The sequence below is a fragment of the Paraburkholderia tuberum STM678 genome (assembly GCF_902833905.1).
Taxonomy (GTDB): Bacteria; Pseudomonadota; Gammaproteobacteria; order Burkholderiales; family Burkholderiaceae; genus Paraburkholderia; species Paraburkholderia tuberum.
Genome location: NZ_CADFGP010000011.1, coordinates 15763 through 32686, shown reverse-complemented (window position 1 = coordinate 32686; position 16924 = coordinate 15763). Strand labels below are relative to the sequence as shown.

15 protein-coding genes are annotated in these 16924 nt (G+C 62.2%); 6 read left to right on the top strand and 9 right to left on the bottom strand.

The genetic code is table 11. The features are described 5' to 3' along the window. Nucleotides 1-552 precede the first annotated feature (552 nt). Together HWY30_RS11815 and HWY30_RS11810 are read right to left on the bottom strand one after the other, a co-directional pair. Nucleotides 553-1140, bottom strand: coding sequence for a BPSL1445 family SYLF domain-containing lipoprotein (locus HWY30_RS11815; RefSeq protein WP_425199372.1), 588 nt, complete (start codon nt 1138-1140; stop codon nt 553-555). Nucleotides 1141-1423: 283 nt separating this feature from the next. Continuing rightward, nucleotides 1424-2104 (bottom strand): hypothetical protein, encoded by a 681-nt coding sequence (locus HWY30_RS11810; RefSeq protein WP_090808955.1) that lies wholly within the window; start codon nt 2102-2104, stop codon nt 1424-1426. A 231-nt stretch (nt 2105-2335) separates the two neighbouring features. Here HWY30_RS11810 and ppk2 point away from each other — a divergent pair, with 231 nt between their 5' ends. Further along, entirely contained in the window at nt 2336-3151 is an 816-nt protein-coding gene (gene ppk2, locus HWY30_RS11805) for a polyphosphate kinase 2 (protein WP_090808952.1), read from the top strand. A 27-nt stretch (nt 3152-3178) separates the two neighbouring features. Here the strand turns inward: ppk2 and HWY30_RS11800 are convergent, their stop codons facing one another. From HWY30_RS11800 to HWY30_RS11785, 4 genes are all read right to left on the bottom strand, one after another. Then, nucleotides 3179-4963, bottom strand: coding sequence for an acyl-CoA dehydrogenase family protein (locus HWY30_RS11800; RefSeq protein ID WP_090808949.1), 1785 nt, complete (start codon nt 4961-4963; stop codon nt 3179-3181). A 17-nt stretch (nt 4964-4980) separates the two neighbouring features. Then, entirely contained in the window at nt 4981-6861 is a 1881-nt protein-coding gene (locus tag HWY30_RS11795; protein WP_090808947.1) for a feruloyl-CoA synthase, read from the bottom strand. A 72-nt stretch (nt 6862-6933) separates the two neighbouring features. Next, nucleotides 6934-8385, bottom strand: coding sequence for an aldehyde dehydrogenase (locus HWY30_RS11790; RefSeq protein WP_090808945.1), 1452 nt, complete (start codon nt 8383-8385; stop codon nt 6934-6936). A 38-nt stretch (nt 8386-8423) separates the two neighbouring features. After that, nucleotides 8424-9251, bottom strand: a complete 828-nt coding sequence (locus HWY30_RS11785) for a p-hydroxycinnamoyl CoA hydratase/lyase (RefSeq protein ID WP_090810398.1) — start codon at nt 9249-9251, stop codon at nt 8424-8426. Nucleotides 9252-9456: 205 nt separating this feature from the next. Between HWY30_RS11785 and HWY30_RS11780 the strand changes: the two genes are divergently transcribed. Both HWY30_RS11780 and HWY30_RS11775 read left to right on the top strand, forming a co-directional pair. Then, entirely contained in the window at nt 9457-9870 is a 414-nt protein-coding gene (locus HWY30_RS11780; protein WP_244144881.1) for a MarR family winged helix-turn-helix transcriptional regulator, read from the top strand. A gap of 33 nt (nt 9871-9903) precedes the next feature. After that, nucleotides 9904-10803 (top strand): amidohydrolase family protein, encoded by a 900-nt coding sequence (locus tag HWY30_RS11775; protein WP_090808941.1) that lies wholly within the window; start codon nt 9904-9906, stop codon nt 10801-10803. Between the two features lie 58 nt (nt 10804-10861). Here HWY30_RS11775 and mhpT read toward each other — a convergent pair whose 3' ends face one another. Then, nucleotides 10862-12091 carry a 3-(3-hydroxy-phenyl)propionate transporter MhpT gene (gene mhpT, locus HWY30_RS11770; protein WP_090810395.1) on the bottom strand — a complete coding sequence of 410 codons (1230 nt, stop codon included), beginning with the start codon at nt 12089-12091 and terminating at the stop codon, nt 10862-10864. A 222-nt stretch (nt 12092-12313) separates the two neighbouring features. Between mhpT and HWY30_RS11765 the strand changes: the two genes are divergently transcribed. The 3 genes from HWY30_RS11765 (at nt 12314) to HWY30_RS11755 (ending at nt 14101) form a co-directional block, all read left to right on the top strand. After that, on the top strand, nt 12314-12799 hold the full coding sequence (locus tag HWY30_RS11765; protein WP_090808939.1) for a MarR family winged helix-turn-helix transcriptional regulator: 486 nt from the start codon (nt 12314-12316) through the stop codon (nt 12797-12799). Between the two features lie 253 nt (nt 12800-13052). After that, entirely contained in the window at nt 13053-13631 is a 579-nt protein-coding gene (locus HWY30_RS11760; protein ID WP_090808937.1) for a DJ-1/PfpI family protein, read from the top strand. Between the two features lie 131 nt (nt 13632-13762). After that, a complete protein-coding gene (locus HWY30_RS11755) occupies nt 13763-14101 on the top strand; it encodes a ribbon-helix-helix domain-containing protein (RefSeq protein ID WP_090808935.1) in 339 nt (112 codons plus the stop codon). A 77-nt stretch (nt 14102-14178) separates the two neighbouring features. On the opposite strand, the gene HWY30_RS11750 is transcribed toward HWY30_RS11755, so the two are convergent. After that, complete coding sequence (locus HWY30_RS11750; protein ID WP_090808933.1) at nt 14179-15417, bottom strand: MFS transporter; 1239 nt, start codon at nt 15415-15417, stop codon at nt 14179-14181. A 219-nt stretch (nt 15418-15636) separates the two neighbouring features. Then, nucleotides 15637-16521, bottom strand: coding sequence for a class I SAM-dependent methyltransferase (locus HWY30_RS11745; RefSeq protein ID WP_090808931.1), 885 nt, complete (start codon nt 16519-16521; stop codon nt 15637-15639). Nucleotides 16522-16924 lie beyond the last annotated feature (403 nt).

Below are 16924 nucleotides of genomic sequence, written 5' to 3'. Positions count from 1 at the left end.
GGCGCGATAGCGCTTTCAGATGGAAACTTCCAACCGTAAAGCTTTCATGCATCGCGAATCGCAGAGTCAGCGGGTATACCCAACGCTAATTCTCCAATTTAATTAATTGGTCGGCGATAGGTTTTTTTGACGCAATTCAACGCTTTTATCGCCCGCTATTCCAGTACGAATCATTTGCATTCATCGATCACAAAAAAATAAAATTATGCCCGGCAGATGACTAAACGCAGCACCGCGGCGAGAACGCGTGTTTCGGCTTCGTCTTTTCTACCGGTATTGAATAAACAGGAAGGTCAGTGCAGATTACAGGCAGCGTCGCTGCGAGTCGCGAGCGCATCTGGCTCGCAGCGTTTCGTGGGAACAACGGGAGGGATGATAGGGAGGCTAAGTGGGGTGAGTCCGCCAAAAACTACCCGCTGCGCGTCGCCGTGCCAAGGCATGCGTAGCGTGTCGCGCGGCTTCGCTGTAACGAAACCGCAACACGCGATAGACGCGCCACTGTGTGACAGCGCCATGACGATTCGTTCGAATGCCGCTGCTTGCCGCGCCCTGCTACAGATTCATGCGCGTAACCTTGGTGCCGGCCAGCGACAGGTCGGCCATCAAGCCCGTATTGGTCAAGACCATCGCGACGACCTCGGCGGTCGCCGACGTGGTATCGATCGCGCCGGTAGCGCCGACTTTCAGCAGTGAAACCGAAGCATCGACGCCCGCCGACCAGCCCTTCGCGTTGCGGAATTTATCGAGCGAATCTTTCGTCATGAACAGGAAGAACACGGCGGTCGACTGCGCGCCGGCCTGCAATCCGAACGATGCCGCGGTGGTACTGTAATAGCCCACCGTCGCTCCCCCGACGCGCAATGCCCCTTCACCGTACTCGCCACCGACGATGAACGCCGCCTTTCTCACCGAAGGAAACACCAGCACGCCCTGCGCCTTCGATACGAGTTCGTGCGAGCCTTGCACCGTATCGAACAATTTCGACAGCGCACCGTTCACGGCCGCGTCGATCTCCTGCCGTTTGGCGGCGTCGGTAGTGGCGCTCTCGCCACTGCCTCCGGTCGTCGTGCAACCCGCCAAAGCCAGACTCGCGGCCATGGATGTAAGCGCGAGCGTGTGCACAAAGTTCCGTCTGTTCACTATCGACTCCGTTCTGGTTACGATCCGAGTCGCCAGTCCTGATGGCTGGAAGCCTCGATCTTTTTTCTCCGCCGTGAAGCGGCATAGCCGCCCAAGGAACCATCAATGCCATCGCCGCGCGTCGATTTTCTTCGGTATCCGGATGCGACGACTACAACGCTTGCAGATACATGATGTCACGCTGAAACCGGCGCGGAATCGGACCTTGGTCTTACAGGAAGCGCGGTGTCGATGATGAATGAAACGCGAAGCCAGCGAAGCTGATTGGCGGGGCCGACCTCGATCATCCGCCGAGCGCGATGATCGCCACGGTGAGCAGGACGCCGACCGCCGCCATCGCAAGGCCGGCCTGCCAGCCGCGAAATCCCGCGTAATGCCCCAGCGCCATGCCGCTGCCGAATAACATCGCGATAGTCAAGACACGGGAGACGATCAGCGCCGTCGGAACGTGCGCGAACAGCACGAAGGGCAACGCGACCGGGAACGTTGCGGCTACTACGAGCACAAAGATAGCCGCGGCGGCGGTGAAATCGTCGCGCACGAATACTGCTCGCTGCGGCAGATCCGGCCGCGCCGCAACACGCCTGCGGATGGACTCGAGCTCCGTATCGCCGATCAACGGTCTGAGCCACGCGGCCATTGCGCCGCGAAGCGTCCGAACGCCCGCGGCCGCATTCGGCTGGCCTCGCACGGAATGCGCAAGCGTCACACGCCTGCCGCGAGCCACCAGCGTACGCACGAGGAACATCACCGCGTCCGCGAGGCCCCATGCGAGATTGCAGCCGAGCGCGGTGTAGAACATCTTGTGCCCCGCGTCGGCACCCGCGCCGACGGCCGAAACGGTGCCGACGAACGTCAGCGCCATGAAGAGGCCGAAACATGACTCGCACACTCGATCGACGACATCGAGAACCGGCTCCCTATCGCCGAAGTTTTCCTGCTCCGTGTGACCCGTGGCATCCATGAGGCCTCCCGTGGCGATGACGTGAACCGAGCCCGCCCTTTGCAGGCATACGGATGAGGTGCGACGAGGACAGTCGGATCGGGCAGGCGCGAGCAGACGCCCGCATCATACTGCGCGCCCTGTACCGGCGATATTGGACCAAGGTCGTATGGCCCTGCTTCGCGTCGCGCTCTACCGTGGGAATGGATCATTGCGTAGTACGCTGGAACAGTCCGCGCTGGGGAGAAGATAATGGCCAAAACGAAGTCGGAAAACGAGCAGCCCGAGCAAGACAGGGCGCTGTCGTACAAGGAATATCGCAAGGCGCTTTTCGATCTGCATGTCGAGCTCGTCAAGCTGCAGGAATGGGTCGTCCAAACGGGAAGCAAGGTCTGCGTCGTCTTCGAGGGACGTGACGGCGCGGGCAAAGGCGGCACGATCAAGGCGATGACCGAGCGCGTCAGTCCGCGCGTCTTTCGCGTCGTTGCATTGCCCGCGCCTAGCGAACGTGAAAAAAGCCAGATGTATGTGCAGCGCTATGTGCCGCACTTGCCGGCCGCGGGCGAGATCGTCATTTTCGACCGCAGTTGGTACAACCGCGCGGGCGTCGAGCGCGTGATGGGTTTCTGCTCCGAGGCGGACGTGCAGACGTTCTTCAAGGCCGTGCCGCTCGTCGAGCGGGCGATCGTCGAATCCGGGGTCATCCTGCTCAAGTACTGGCTCGAGGTCAGCCCCGAGGAACAGACCCGACGTCTCGAGGCACGCATCCACGACGGTCGCAAGATCTGGAAATTGACCGAGATGGACCTGAAATCCTATAGCCGATGGTATGACTACTCGCGTGCCCGCGATGAGATGCTCGCGGCGTCGGACACCGACTATGCTTCGTGGTTCATAGCGAATTCAAACGACAAGCGGCGCGCGCGACTGAACATCATCAGCGACATGCTTCAGAGGATTCCGTACAAGCAGCCTGCCCGCAAGAAGGTCTCGCTGCCGAAACGGCAAAAGCCCGACGGTTATAAGGAACCAGACTATCCGTTTAAATACGTGGCCGAGCGGTATTGATCCAGCAGGTGTTGCTCGAGCTGACCTTCAAACGTACGGCAGCGTTGCCTCGCACCCGGCTGCAACGAGGCTGCGGCGATAAGCGAAGGCCGCGAGCGGGTAGTCGAAGAAGAAGCGGCCCGTCTCCCGCTTCTCCACATAGAACGTTTCCGCCTCGCATTGCGGCGTCGCAATTCGCAGCGCACGCGCCCATGCGAACGCCAGCAGCATCCAGCCAAGCATCGCGAGATAGTCGTCCGCGACCCGGTATGCCGTCTCCGGGTCTTGCGCGTGGCGAGCCTTGATCGACCGTGTCGTGCTCTCCACTGTCTGTGCTAGCTCTGCGAGCTTCGCGCCGGCGGCACGAACCGGCGGATCGGACTCCTGACACAGCCGCGCTTCCGCGCGCACCTGGCGAAGCAGCACATCGAACGCCACCGCCCCATCGGGCAGCACCTTCCGAATCAGCAGATCGATCGCCTGAATTTCGTTGGTGCCTTCGTACAACATCGACACGCGACTATCGCGCAACGTCTGTTCAATGCCGTACTCGTGGATGTAGCCGTAGCCGCCGAACACCTGCAGCGCGTTCGATGCAGCGCCATAACCGTTGGCCGTAAAAAACGCCTTTGCAATCGGAGTCAACAGCGATGCGAGCTGCGCCGCCTGTTCCCGTTCGGCGACATCGGCATGACGTGCGGCGATGTCGAGCCAATGCGCGGTCCAGTAACCGATCGCGCGCTCGCCTTCGACGATCGCGCGCAGCTCCATCAGAATCCGCCGCATGGCCGGATGAAACGCGATCGGCGCAGCCTTTCCCGGTGCGACGTTCGCACCGGGCGGCACGCTCACTGCACGCATCTGCGCGCGTTCCTGCGCGTAAGCGTGCGCGCGTTGCCACGCGGTGTGCGCATGCCCGAGGCCCTGCATCGCAACCTGTAGCCGCGCCGCGTTCATCATCACGAACAGGCACGCGAGACCGCGATGCGCTTCACCGACGAGCCAGCCGAATGCGCGTTCGAAGCGCATCGTGCAGGTCGGGCTGCCTTTCAGGCCCATTTTCTTTTCGATGCCTTCGCAATAGACACCATTGCACGAGCGCCCACCGTCGCCGTCTTCCAGCCATTCCGGCACGACAAACAGCGACAACCCTTTCGTACCGGGCGGCGCATCGGGCCCTCGAGCGAGCACCAGATGAACGATGTTCTCCGTCATATCGTGCGCGCCGCCGCTGATAAAGATCTTGCTGCCGTCGATGAAATACCCGTCGGTGCCCGGTGCTTCAGTCGCGCGCGAACGGATCAGGCCGACATCGCTGCCGGCTTGGGGCTCGGTCAGACACATCGTCGATAGCCACTCGCCACTCGCGACTTTCGGCAGCAATGCCTTTTTCACGCGTTCGCTGCCATACGTCTGCAAGCATGCCGTCGCGCCGTGCGTGAGCCCGGGCGACATCAACCATGCATGGTTGGCGCCCGCGAGCATTTCCTGAAGTGCGACGTCGAGAAGCTGCGGCAGACCCTGTCCGCCGTGCCCGGCGTCGAGCGATAATGTCGGCCAACCCGCTTCGACGAATTCCGCGTAGGACTCGCGAAAGCCCGCGGGCGTCGTCACCTTGCCCGCGTCGAAACGACATCCTTCGAGATCGGCGCTCGCGTTGAGCGGCGCGATGCGCTCCTCGACGAAACGCGCCGCTTCCTCGAGCACCTGCTGCGCGGTCGGCGAGTCGAGGTCTTGCCAGTCGGGCACGTCGCGCCACCACGAAGCCGCGTCGAGCCACTCGTCCATCACGAAGCGCATGTCGCGTAGCGGCGCCTGATAAGTCAACGTCATTTGTTCCTGTCCCTGGACTAGCTGCCTCTGCGCGCATGGATCACGGTCGCCTCGGCGACGTCGGCTTCGTGCATTGCTTCCACGAGCGCGGCCCGGTGCTGGAGCACGGCGCGCTGATTGATCGAGCCTTTGTCGGTGATCTCGCCGAGGTCGAGCGACGGCGGCACGCTCAGCAGGTGCATGCGGGCAATGAACGAGGCACTGCCTGTCGCACTCCGATTCAGCCGCGCGACGAGCTCGCTGAAGAAATCTCGCACGGCGGCCGAGTTGAGCACGTCCTCGGCGCTCGCAGCCGCGGGCGAACCCGCCAACGAGCGACACGCGTCGAGGCGCGGAAAAATCATCGCGCCCACTTCGTCGCGATTCATCCCCGTAATGACGGCATCCTGAACGTAGGGCGCCCCTTCGCTGATGATGCGCGCGCGCATCGGCCCGACGCTGACGAACGTTCCCGACGCAAGCTTGAAGTCCTCCGCAATGCGGCCATCGAACATCAGGCCCAGTTCGGGACGTTGCGGGTCGACGAAACGCACGGCGTCTCCTGTGCGGTAGTAGCCTTCATCGTCGAACACGCTGCTCTGAAGCGCCGGCGATGCTCGCCAGTAACCGCCCATCACGTGAGGGCCGCGAAAGCGCGCTTCGAATTTGTCATCGACGGGCGCGAGCTTGGCCTGGCACCCAGGCGGCGGCAAGCCGATATAGCCGGCGCACGATACCGGTCCCGTCGTGAACAGACACGACGGCGCGGTCTCGGTCATGCCGAGCCCGGCCATGATGCGGATGCGTTCTCCGCAATGTTCGAGCGTTACGCGCTCGAGACGCTCCCACGCCGCCTGCGACAGACCGGCGCCCGCGAAGAAATACATCTTCACGCGCGAGAAAAACCGCTCGCGCAGCGCCGCATCCTTTTCCAGCGCGATGGTCAGTTCTTCCCAACCCTTCGGCACGTTGAAGTAGATGGTCGGCGCGACCTCACGCAGATTGCGCAGCGTCTCGTCGAATTTGCCGGCCACGGGTTTGCCGTCGTCGATATAGAGCGTGCCGCCGTTGTACAGCACGATGCCGACGTTGTGGCTGCCGCCGAACGTGTGATTCCACGGCAGCCAGTCGACGAGGACCGGCGGCTCGATGCCGAACTGCGGAAAGGTTTCGAGCAGCATCTGCTGATTTGCGCCCAGCATGCGATGCGTCGTCGGCACGGCTTTCGGCAGGTTCGTCGAGCCGGACGTGAACAGGAACTTCGCAATCGTGTCGCCGTTCACGCGCGCGTTGGCAGCGTCGACGTCGCGCGGGGCCGTGTCGAGCAATGTGTCGAAGCGCGTCACTCTCGACGCGTTTGGCGCGGGCACCGCGCTGACACGTTCGACGTCGCTTCCCAGCGCGGCATCGAGCGCCGCTGTGTATGCCCCGATATCGTCCGCGTAGACCAGACCCGGTTTGAGCAGTTCGAGGACATGGCGCAGCTTTCCGTAATCGCCCGACATCAACGAATAGGCCGGCGAAACGGGTGCATAAGCGATACCCGCCCACATCGCGCCGAGCGCGAGTTGCATATGTTCGACGCTGTTGCCCGACAGGATCACCAACGGGCGTTCCGCGCTGAGATCGCGATCGAGCAGCGCCTGCCCGATCGCACGCGCGCGCTCGAGCATCTGCGCATACGTGATGCCCTGCCACGCGCCACCGGCATCGCGTCGTGCGACGAGCAGCCGGTCGGGATGCGCGCGTGCGCCGCTCAGCAGGCGGTCCGTAAAGCGCTCCGGAAACGGACCCAGAGGTTCAAGTGTCTCGAGGTACCAGCAGTCGCCGCGTTTCTCGATCCGCGCTGAAGGCGCTCCGATGGCGACGCTCCGGTATCCGGTCGCCAGAGAGCTTGCGTGGCTGTGCTCCGATTCCAAAACCTGTCTCCTAGTTGTGCCATTTCATGCAAGGATGGGGTGGCCGCAATCGTTGCGGCCGGGAGCCGACGCCTAGATCGGATAATGACGCGGACTCGTCTGCACCGTGATCCAGCGCAACTCGGTGAACTCGGGAATCGACGCCTTGCTGCCGAAGCGCCCATAACCACTCGCCTTCACGCCGCCGAACGGCATCTGCGCCTCGTCGTGCACGGTCGGGCCGTTGATGTGGCAGATGCCCGACTCGATGCGTTTCGCGACGTTCATCGCGCGCGCGATATCGCGGCTGAACACGGCGGCCGATAAGCCGTACTCGCTATCGTTGGCGACCGTCAGCGCCTCTTCGTCGCCGTCCACGCGCTGCACCGTCACCACGGGGCCGAACGATTCATCGGCATAAAGCTTCATCTCGCGCGTCACGTTCTCGACGATCACCGGCTGCATGATCGCGCCTTTCACCTCGCAACCGAGCGGCAGCTTCGCACCCTTTTCGCGGGCGTCTTCGACCAGCGCGCGAATGCGCCGCGCGGCGGCTTCGCTCTCGAGCGTGCCGAGGATCGAGCCCGGCTGTGTCGGATCGCCTGCCTTCAGCGTGCGCGCTTTCGCGACGAGCTTTTCGACGAACGCATCGGCAACCTTGCGATCGACGATCACGCGTTCCGTCGACATGCAGATCTGCCCTTGATTGAAGAACGCGCCGAACGCGATGCCCTCGACGGCAGCGTCGAGGTCCGCGTCGTCGAGCACGAGCACCGGCGCCTTGCCGCCCAGTTCGAGCAACGCGGGTTTCAGATGGCGCGCGGACAGCTCGGCGACGATGCGGCCGACACGCGTCGAACCGGTGAAATTCACACGCTTCACGGCAGGATTCGCGACCAGACGCTCGACGATCGCGGGCGCGTCTTCCGGCGCATGCGTGAGCACGTTGACGACGCCTTCGCCGAGACCCGCGTCGTTCAGCGCTTCGCCGATCAGCGCATGCACGCCGGGACAACCTTCCGATGCCTTCAGCACGACCGTGTTGCCGCACGCGAGCGGCATGGCGAGCGCGCGCGTCGCGAGGATCACGGGCGCGTTCCACGGCGCCATGCCAAGCACGACGCCGCACGGCTGGCGCACGGCCATTGCGAGGCTGCCCGGCACGTCGGACGGAATCACCGCGCCGTCGATCTGCGTCGTCATCGCCGCGGCTTCGCGCAGCATGTTGGCCGCGAGCATGACGTTAAAGCCGTACCAGTTCGCCATCGCACCCGTTTCGGCCGCGCCGATCTCGATGAACTCGGCCGTGCGCGCGTCCATGCGCTCGGCGGCGGCGAGCAGGCGTTTGCGGCGCTCCGTCGGCGTGAGCGCCGCCCATGCCGGGAACGCGCGCGCCGCCGCGGCGACGGCCGCATCGGCATCCTCGACGGTGGCCGCCGCGGCGCGGGTGGCCACCGCCCCCGTCGCGGGATTGATGCGCTCGAAGGTCTTGCCGTTCGACGCGGCACGTTTCTCGCCGCCAATCAACAGGTTCGTTTGATGCATGTGTTCGTCTCCTCAGTCGTCCTGCTGAAGTGCGCCGCTTAGCGCTTGTAGGTCTGCAAGCCCGGCTTGATGCTCTTGTCGTCGAGGAACTGCTTGAGGCCCTGTTCGCGGCCGCCTTCCGGATCGCGATAGTTCGCCTGGTCGAGCTTCGCGTACAGGTAGTCTTCGTTCTGCTCCCATGTGAGTTCGCGCGAACGCTTGAAGCCATGCTTCGCGTTGCGCAGCACGACCGGGTTCTTGTTCAGCAGCTTCGCCGCGAGCGCGATCGTTTCGTCGCGCAGTTGCGCGAGCGGCACGCTTTTGTTCACCAGACCCATCTTCGCGGCTTGCGGACCCGTGAAGGTGTCGCCCGTCATGATGTAGTACAGCGCTTCACGATGACCGACGGTATCGGCCATCGCCTTGCTCACGAGGTTGCCCGGCGGGATACCCCAGTTGATTTCGGACAGGCCGAACACGGCTTCGTCCGCGGCGATCGCGAGATCGCAGGCGACGAGCGGAGAGAAGCCACCGCCGAAGCACCAGCCGTTGACCATGGCGATCGTCGGCTTTGAGTACATGCGCAGCAATTGCCATTGCCAGCGGCTCGCGTCGCGGCGAATCCGCTCCTGCAGCACATCCGGGCCCGCGTCCACTTCGCGGAAATATTCCTTCAGGTCCATGCCGGCCGTCCATGCACTGCCTTCGCCGGTCAACACGAGAACCTGGGCTTCGGCGTCGAGTTCGAGCGTCTCGAGAACGTCGATCATTTCCTTGTTCAGCGTCGGGCTCATCGCGTTGCGCTTATCCGGACGATTGAACGTGACCCAGGCGATTCCGCCTTCCACCGCGACCTTGACCGTTTTCCAGCGTCCTTCGTAACTCATCTGCTTCTCCGTATCAATGCCGCCCTCGCGGCCTGAACTCAATTTAATATCAGGTGACCTGATAAGTAAAGTACAATATCGAAGTCTTGGTACAAACCCCTAACCGCCTATGCCGACGATCACGAGAAAGCCGTCAGGGTCTGAATCGACAGCGCGCGCCACGGCGCGGCGCAACCTGCGCGATCGAAGGCACGCTGCCGCTCCGGTGCGTCTCAGCTACCTGGCCGGGCAGCTCGACAAGATTCTCACGCGGCAGCTTTCCGAAGCGCTTGCCTCGCATGGTCTGACGTTGCCGCAATACACCGCGCTGTCGGTGCTGCGAGCGCGCGCACGTTCGTCGAACGCACAGCTCGCGCAGCGCTCGTTGATCACGCCGCAAGCGGCCAGCGCGGTCGTCAAATCGATGGAAGCGAATGGATGGGTGACGCGCGTGGCCGGTCCGCTCAACCGTCGCGTCGGGCTGCTGTCGCTGACGAAGGCCGGCGAAACATTGCTGGCTCAGTGCGACGGTACCGCTGACAGGGTCGAGCAATCGATGCTCGGCGAAATCGATGAACACGATTCACAGATGCTGAAAAACCTGCTGTTGACGTGCGTGCGCAATCTTCGCGCAGCCTGACGCATCAGCTTTAATTACACATAGGAGACCCCATTGAACATCGATCAACTGAAGGCCATCGACACCCACGTGCATGCCGAGGTGTCGTGCTGCCAACCACCGGACCTGTTTGCCAAAGAATTCGACGAAGCCGCCGACAAATACTTCGGCACCGTGCTCAAACAAGGGCGCCGCCCGACCATTCCCGAAACGATCGAGCACTATCGGGAGCGCAATATCGGCTTCGTGATGTTTACCGTCGACTGCGAAGCGAACATCGGGCGCCGTCGCATTTCGAACGAAGAGGTCGCGGAGTTCGCGCAGAAAAACTCCGACATCATGATCGCGTTCGCCAGCATCGATCCGCACAAAGGCAAGTTCGGCGCGCGCGAAGCGCGGCGGCTCATCGAGGAGCACGGCGTGCGCGGTTTCAAGTTTCACCCCACGATGCAGGGTTTCTTCGCCAACGACCGCATGGCATACCCGCTCTACGAAGTGATTGCCGAGTACCGGCTGCCGGCGGTATTTCACAGTGGACACTCGGGCATGGGCTCGGGCATGCGCGGCGGCGGCGGTTTGCGCCTCAAGTATTCGGAGCCGATCTACCTCGACGATGTCGCCGCCGACTTCCCCGACATGAAGATCGTGATCGCGCATCCCTCCTGGCCATGGCAGGAGCAGGCGCTGTCGATCGCGCTGCACAAGCCGAACGTGTATATCGATCTGTCGGGCTGGTCGCCGAAGTACTTTTCGCCCGAGCTGGTCAAGTATGCGAACACGCTGTTGCGCAACAAGGTGCTGTTCGCGTCCGACTTCCCACTGATCCGCCCGGACCGCTGGCTCGAAGACTTCGATACGCTCGACATCAAGCCCGAAGTAAAGCCGCTCGTTCTGAAGGAGAACGCCGTCAGGTTGCTTGATCTGCGGGTCCGAGGCACGACGAATCACGAATGACACATGAAAAATGGCCCGGCGCGAAAACGCCGGGCCAGTTGGGTCCATCAACGAAGAGTTAGCGTTTCGCGGCGTTGGAGCGAATGACGAGCAATGCCGTAATCGCCGCGATGATCGTCACCGGCACGCTCGCGCCGATGACGAGCGCTGAGCTCTTTCCCATCGCAAGCAATTGCCCGGCGGCTACGGGGCCGACAATCGAGCCGACGCGTCCCACCGCCACCGCGGCGCCGACTCCCGTACCCCGCACGCTGGTCGGATAGCTGGCGGCGGACAGCGAATACAGCATCGACTGCGCACCGACGACGCCCATTCCGGCAAACAGCACGGCAACGGACAGCGTCTCGATGCTGGCGACTTGCGAAAGCGCGACCAATGCACCGACTATGCACGCATAGATTGCCGTGACTGACAGGCCTTGTCTGAAGCGGTCCATCAGCAGACCGATGCCGAGTACGCCGATCACACTGCCGACGTTGAAACAGATCTGGGCAATCCCGGCCTGCGAACGGCTCATGCCGCGCCCCACGGTCAACGAAGGCAGCCAGTTCAGCAGGAAGTAAAGAACGATCAGCGTGCAGAAGAAGCTGATCCAGATACCGATCGTCGCGGCGGCGCGCCCCTCGCCGAACAGGACTTCGCGCGTCGAAAGGAGCGGCTTGTCCGCCGTCGTGAATTCCCGCGATTCGGTGGCGAATTCGCGCGACTCAGGCAGCAATGCCATCAGCAGCGGAATGATGATCAGCGGTCCGACTCCGCCCACGTAGAAGATATGACGCCACGCGGTAGCACCCGCGCTCAGTACGGCGATCAATGCGGCAAGCGCGCCGCCGAGTGGCATACCGCAATACATGACGCTAACCGCCGTGTTGCGGTGACGCGCATCGACCGCCTCGGACGACAACGCGATCAGGTTCGGCATCGCGCCGCCGAGCCCGATGCCCGTCAGCACGCGAGCAATCAGCAGACTTTCGAAACTCCAGACTTGCGCGGTCGCAATCGAGAAGATGCCGAAAATCGCCATCGAGATCATCAGAACGCGCTTGCGGCCGATCCGGTCGGCGAGTCTGCCACCGATCATCGCGCCCGGCAAAAGCCCCAACATGCCGGCGCTGAAAGCGAGCCCCAACTGGCTGACCGACAAGCCGAACTCATGCGCCATTCGAGGCGCCGCAACGCCAGTGGACTGCAGGTCGATACCCTCCAACACCGCGACGAGAAAGCACAATGCCAACGTTAGTGCAGTACTGGAGCCCACCGCACTCGACCGATTAGCAACACTTGACATGACGTCTCCTTCACCTTTGATTGAATTGCCAGAGGCGAGCCACGCTTCGTTCTTCGACGAAGCGGCCATGGGAAGGAGAAGATTTCTGACAATGATCTTGCGCCACTTATCAGAATCCTTCCCACAGCGCCCCCGGAATTGACGATGAGTCTAGTCTCAGGAGGCCTGATATTGAAAGTAGAATATGATATGCCTGGTAGAAACACCTAAGGCAACCTGATAATGATCAAGACAATGGAGAAGCGGCGAACGCCCCTTGCCAAACAGGCCGGTTCAACGAAAACCGGTGCGCCACCTTCCCGCGTTTCCTATGTGGTCGGCCAACTCGACCGCCTGCTCAAACGCAGTTTGATCGATGTACTGGGTGAATTCGGGCTGACCTTGCCTCAGTTCACCGCGCTCTCCGTCATCAGCGCCAGCGGCGCGATGACCAATGCGAAACTCGCCGAACGCTCGTTCATCACGCCGCAGTCGGCCAACGAAGTCGTCAAGACGATGGAAGCCAACGGTTGGGTCGGACGCGTGGGGCATCCTACCCACGGTCGACTGATTCATCTGTTTCTGACCGACGAAGGGCGTCGGGTACTGCAGGAATGCGATTCGGCGATCGACGCGCTCGAAGCGTCCATGCTGGACGGAGTAACGGAAATCCCGGTCGATACGCTGCGCAAGGTGCTGCAGCGATGTGTGTCGAATCTGCGCGGTTGAATGGACGTTCCCAATGACAAAAGAGTCGCACTCGAATGGAGCGCGACTCTTTTTCTTTGCTCCACCACCGCGATCGTCTGCCGCATTCGGGCTGAATTCCGTTCAGCTCAGTGAAATCCCTGGTCGGCATTTAGCCGCGTATTACCTGGCCCACTGCGTCGATCGCTATATTGCTTCTCAACGGCCGCCGCCTTCACACCGCGATAGCGCGTCCGCCTCGCCATTTCCCACCCCATTCGAGAGGAGACGAAGCATGTCAAAGCGCATTCTTATCATCGCCGGCGATTTCGTCGAAGATTATGAGCTGATGGTGCCGTTTCAGGCACTGGCGGCAGTCGGGCATTCGGTGGACGTCGTCGCGCCCGACAAGCGCGCGGGCGACGCGATTCGCACCGCAATCCACGACTTCGAAGGCGATCAGACCTACACCGAAAAGCGTGGCCATAACTTCACGCTGAACGCCGATTTCGCGTCGGTGAACCCCGCGCAATATGACGCGCTGCTCGTGCCCGGCGGCCGCGCCCCCGAATATCTGCGGCTCAACGACGAGGTGATCGGCTGGGTGCGCCAATTCGCCGAAGCGAAGAAGCCGATTGCCGCGGTCTGCCACGGCGCGCAACTGCTGGCTGCGGCAGGTGTGATCGAAGGCCGGCGCATCTCGGCGTATCCGGCCTGCGCGCCCGAAGTGAAGCTCGCGGGCGCGCAGTACGTGGCGCTCGACTGGCCTGACGCGATCACGGACGAGAACTTCGTCACCGCGCCCGCATGGACCTCGCACGTGAACTGGCTTGCGCAGTTCCTTGCGCTGCTGGGCACGCGCATCACGCATTGAAGGAGCGCGCCTCGACCGAGGCGCGGCATCGCGGGCGACCAACCGTGTTACGCTCGATCGCGACGGCATGAGCGCCCGCGCCGCGCGCTTCGCGTCCTGCGACGTCATCATTCGCGAGAAAGGCTGAACGTATGTGCAACGTCTATGTCAACGCTGATCCGATCCTCTACGAGTCGCGTACGCGCGCGCTGCGCATTCATGGCGTCGTGACCACGGTGAGGCTCGAAAATCTCTTCTGGGACGTGCTTCGGGAAATCGCCAACCGCGAGAACGTGACGACGACCCAGTTCGTCGTGAAGCTTCACGACGAACTGGTCGCCTTGCGCGACGAAGAGCCGTTGAATTTCGCGTCTTTTTTGCGCGTGTGCTGCTTGCGCTATCTGTCGACGAGCGCCGCCCGCAACGAGGCCGCTGGCGACGTGCCGCTCAACGCCCCGTTTCAACCCAGAGTCGTGAAGACGGCTGTTTGACGGCTTCCGTCGCCTGGCGGTCGCCTCAGTTGGCTAGCGCGGTGCGGTCCAGTCACGCGACGCACTGTCTCGACGCGTCAGTCAACCGACGCATCGCAGGCGCAATCAAGGGAAGCCGCCGTGGCCGGTCGTTCCAATACAGCAAGCCGTTGCAGTGCCACGAGGCCCAGTAGCGCGAGTCCAAGTCCCAGCGTGAAGTCAGCGTGAACGCCCGCACGGTCGACAATGGTGCCCCCCACTGCCGAGCCCACCGCAATCGCCACCTGAATGATGCTGACGAACATGGCCGACCCCGCTTCGGGCAGGTCTGTCGTGCCGCGCTGAATCCACACGCTCAAGCAAAGCGGAAGCGCTCCGAACGCGATTCCCCACAGCAGCATCCCCGCGGTCTCGCCGATCGGCGAATGTTCGAGCAGCAACATCGACGACATCGCGCCCAATAGCAGCAGAACCATCGCGGCGACGGATTTCTTTAGATGGTTCGAAATCACCATCGATGTCAACGCATTGGAGAAGAAGCCGATCAGACCGAATCCGAACAGCAACAGCGTGATCGCGCTCAACGAGAAGTCGTGTTCGAGCAGCGGCGCAATATACGTGTAGGTCGAGAAATGCGCGCCGAAGACGAGCGCGACCATCACCATGCTCAACCTCGTATGAGGCCGGACAAGCAGGGTTTTGAAATCGGCGATCCGCAACGCCGATGCCGACGGCAACGAAGGCACGAGGAACGCCTGCGCCAGTAAGGCGAGCGACACGAGGCCCGCGGTGGCGGCGAACGCCATGCGCCACGATGCAAACGACGCGATAAACGTCCCGAGCGGCACGCCGATCACGGTTGCGCAGGTCACGCCGGTCAGAATGGTCGCGGTCGCTTTGGCGGCATCCTTTGCTTGCACGAGTCGAGGAGCCGCCGCCGTCGCCAGAGTCCAGAAGCCACCCAGCGCGCCGCCAAGCAGAGCCCGTCCTACGAGCATGATCGCGAGGTTCGGTGCGATGGCACACACGACGTTCGCGATCAACAGTACCGCAGTGAGGAGCAGGAAAACGTACCGGCGGTCCATGCGGCCCGCGCTGACTATCAGCGTCGGCGCCGATATCGCGGCCATCACGCCGGGCGTGGTGACCATGAGGCCAGCGACACCGGTCGACACGCCGAGGTCGAGTGCGATTTGCGGCAACAGCCCGACAGGCAAAAACTCGGCCGTGACGAAGGCGAATGCGCTTACCGCTACAGCGATGACGGATAGCCACTGGGCCGCCGACGTTGAATTTTCTTCCAGGGATGCTGGATTAGTAGGTGTATCGATGTGCATGATGACCCTGATGCCAGATTGAAGTCTGACACTTTAGGCGGGGTCTCACGTCGGAAAAAGAGTCGTCCGCTGAAAAGACTAGCTAACGTGGCTGAACAATGCGCAGAGGGTCACGGCCGCGTCGTCTCGTGACTTCAGCAATTCATGTCGCCACCAGGAGCGTTGGCGCGGGTAACGTGCCGCGCCATCAGCGTTGAGCGAAGCGGGAAGCCGCGCGCATCATTCGAGGCGCTGCACCGCGAACACGAGCCCATGCTCCTCGTTGACGATGTGCCGCCGATAGTGTTCGGGAAGCAACGCGCTGACGGCTTGCCAGACGGGCAGTGCATGATGCCCGATGTCTTCCACCACGACCCAACCGCCGCGCCTCACCTTTTTCAGCCCGAAGATCAGCGTCTGGATGTTGGCATTCGGAGAATGCAGACCGTCGTCGATGATCAGATCGCATTCGCCGTCCACCGATCGCGCGAGCTGCTCGAAAGTGGCGGGCTCGGTCTGGTCGACGAAGAACGTCTCGATGCGCTCCTCCTTGAAGAGGACCCGGCGGTCGATGTCCGCTCCATAGATCCGCGCGAAAGGCAGAAAGTCCCTGAACGCCCTGAGCGATCCGCCGGGCTTGCCCGCGACCATATACGAAACGGTGTCGGAATGTTGGGTCCCGATGCCGATTTCGATCACCGAGCGCATGGCTTCGCGATTCGCAAGGATCGCGCCGTACAGGTGGTGGTAGCTGTGGTGGTTCGACTTGTCGCTGCCTTGAGCATCGAAGTGCTGCTTGAGCGCGTTGGCGGCCTGCCGTTGTTCGTCGTTGTCCGGAAAGTCGACGATTTCCGTGACGGGCGTCTTTGGCTTTCCGACGGAGGCCGCCAGCTCGCTCAACAGGGGAATCGTCTCGTTGATCGCCTGGACCGTGAGCTTCGATCGGGCCTTGTAGCTGCCTTCGCTGTACGGAATGAACTGCGGGAAGGTGCGCAGCACGTTCAGCACGCTGAAGTTGCTGAGCCTGCGCTGGGCGGCGCGCGCGTAATGATCGACGAGGGCGAAACTCGAACTGTGGGAATTGCTGCGGGAGCGGGACTCGGTGCTGGCGACGGTATCACGCATGGTCGACCTCCTTCAGTCGGGTAATCGTGTCGTGCATGGAGTAGCAAGCCGTAAGAGGATTCACGCAAGGCTCGACCATGAACTACTTCGTCGCCCGGCGCAAGCCCTCGCATGTTCCGGGCCAATATGACAGCGGCATTGCGACGACCGCGTGAAGTCCAGGGCCGTTTTTCGCTACTCCTGAGATTGCCGGGCGCGGAGGCCGCGCGGAAGTTCCGTACTCATTCCAATGCAATCCAGACGTCAACTTTCGCTAAGCGAATAAAACACAGCTGCAGAGAAAGAGTCACAGCAATTTAGTAAAGACCATGTCGGTCTCGTGTCGAGAAATCGGAAAATTCAGGCGCTCATCTGCGAAATCGTCTCGTCTTGCAATCTGCGCTCAGTAACATATGCTCCTTGT

Excerpts from the sequence above, each read along its gene's own strand:
- ppk2 (WP_090808952.1), top strand. The coding sequence starts at position 2,336 with ATGGCCAAAACGAAGTCGGAAAACGAGCAGCCCGAGCAAGACAGGGCG.
- HWY30_RS11810 (WP_090808955.1), bottom strand. The coding sequence starts at position 2,104 with ATGGATGCCACGGGTCACACGGAGCAGGAAAACTTCGGCGATAGGGAG.
- mhpT (WP_090810395.1), bottom strand. The coding sequence starts at position 12,091 with ATGTCAAGTGTTGCTAATCGGTCGAGTGCGGTGGGCTCCAGTACTGCA.
- HWY30_RS11745 (WP_090808931.1), bottom strand. The coding sequence starts at position 16,521 with ATGCGTGATACCGTCGCCAGCACCGAGTCCCGCTCCCGCAGCAATTCC.
- HWY30_RS11755 (WP_090808935.1), top strand. The coding sequence starts at position 13,763 with ATGTGCAACGTCTATGTCAACGCTGATCCGATCCTCTACGAGTCGCGT.
- HWY30_RS11790 (WP_090808945.1), bottom strand. The coding sequence starts at position 8,385 with ATGCATCAAACGAACCTGTTGATTGGCGGCGAGAAACGTGCCGCGTCG.
- HWY30_RS11760 (WP_090808937.1), top strand. The coding sequence starts at position 13,053 with ATGTCAAAGCGCATTCTTATCATCGCCGGCGATTTCGTCGAAGATTAT.
- HWY30_RS11800 (WP_090808949.1), bottom strand. The coding sequence starts at position 4,963 with ATGACGTTGACTTATCAGGCGCCGCTACGCGACATGCGCTTCGTGATG.
- HWY30_RS11765 (WP_090808939.1), top strand. The coding sequence starts at position 12,314 with ATGATCAAGACAATGGAGAAGCGGCGAACGCCCCTTGCCAAACAGGCC.
- HWY30_RS11750 (WP_090808933.1), bottom strand. The coding sequence starts at position 15,417 with ATGCACATCGATACACCTACTAATCCAGCATCCCTGGAAGAAAATTCA.
- HWY30_RS11785 (WP_090810398.1), bottom strand. The coding sequence starts at position 9,251 with ATGAGTTACGAAGGACGCTGGAAAACGGTCAAGGTCGCGGTGGAAGGC.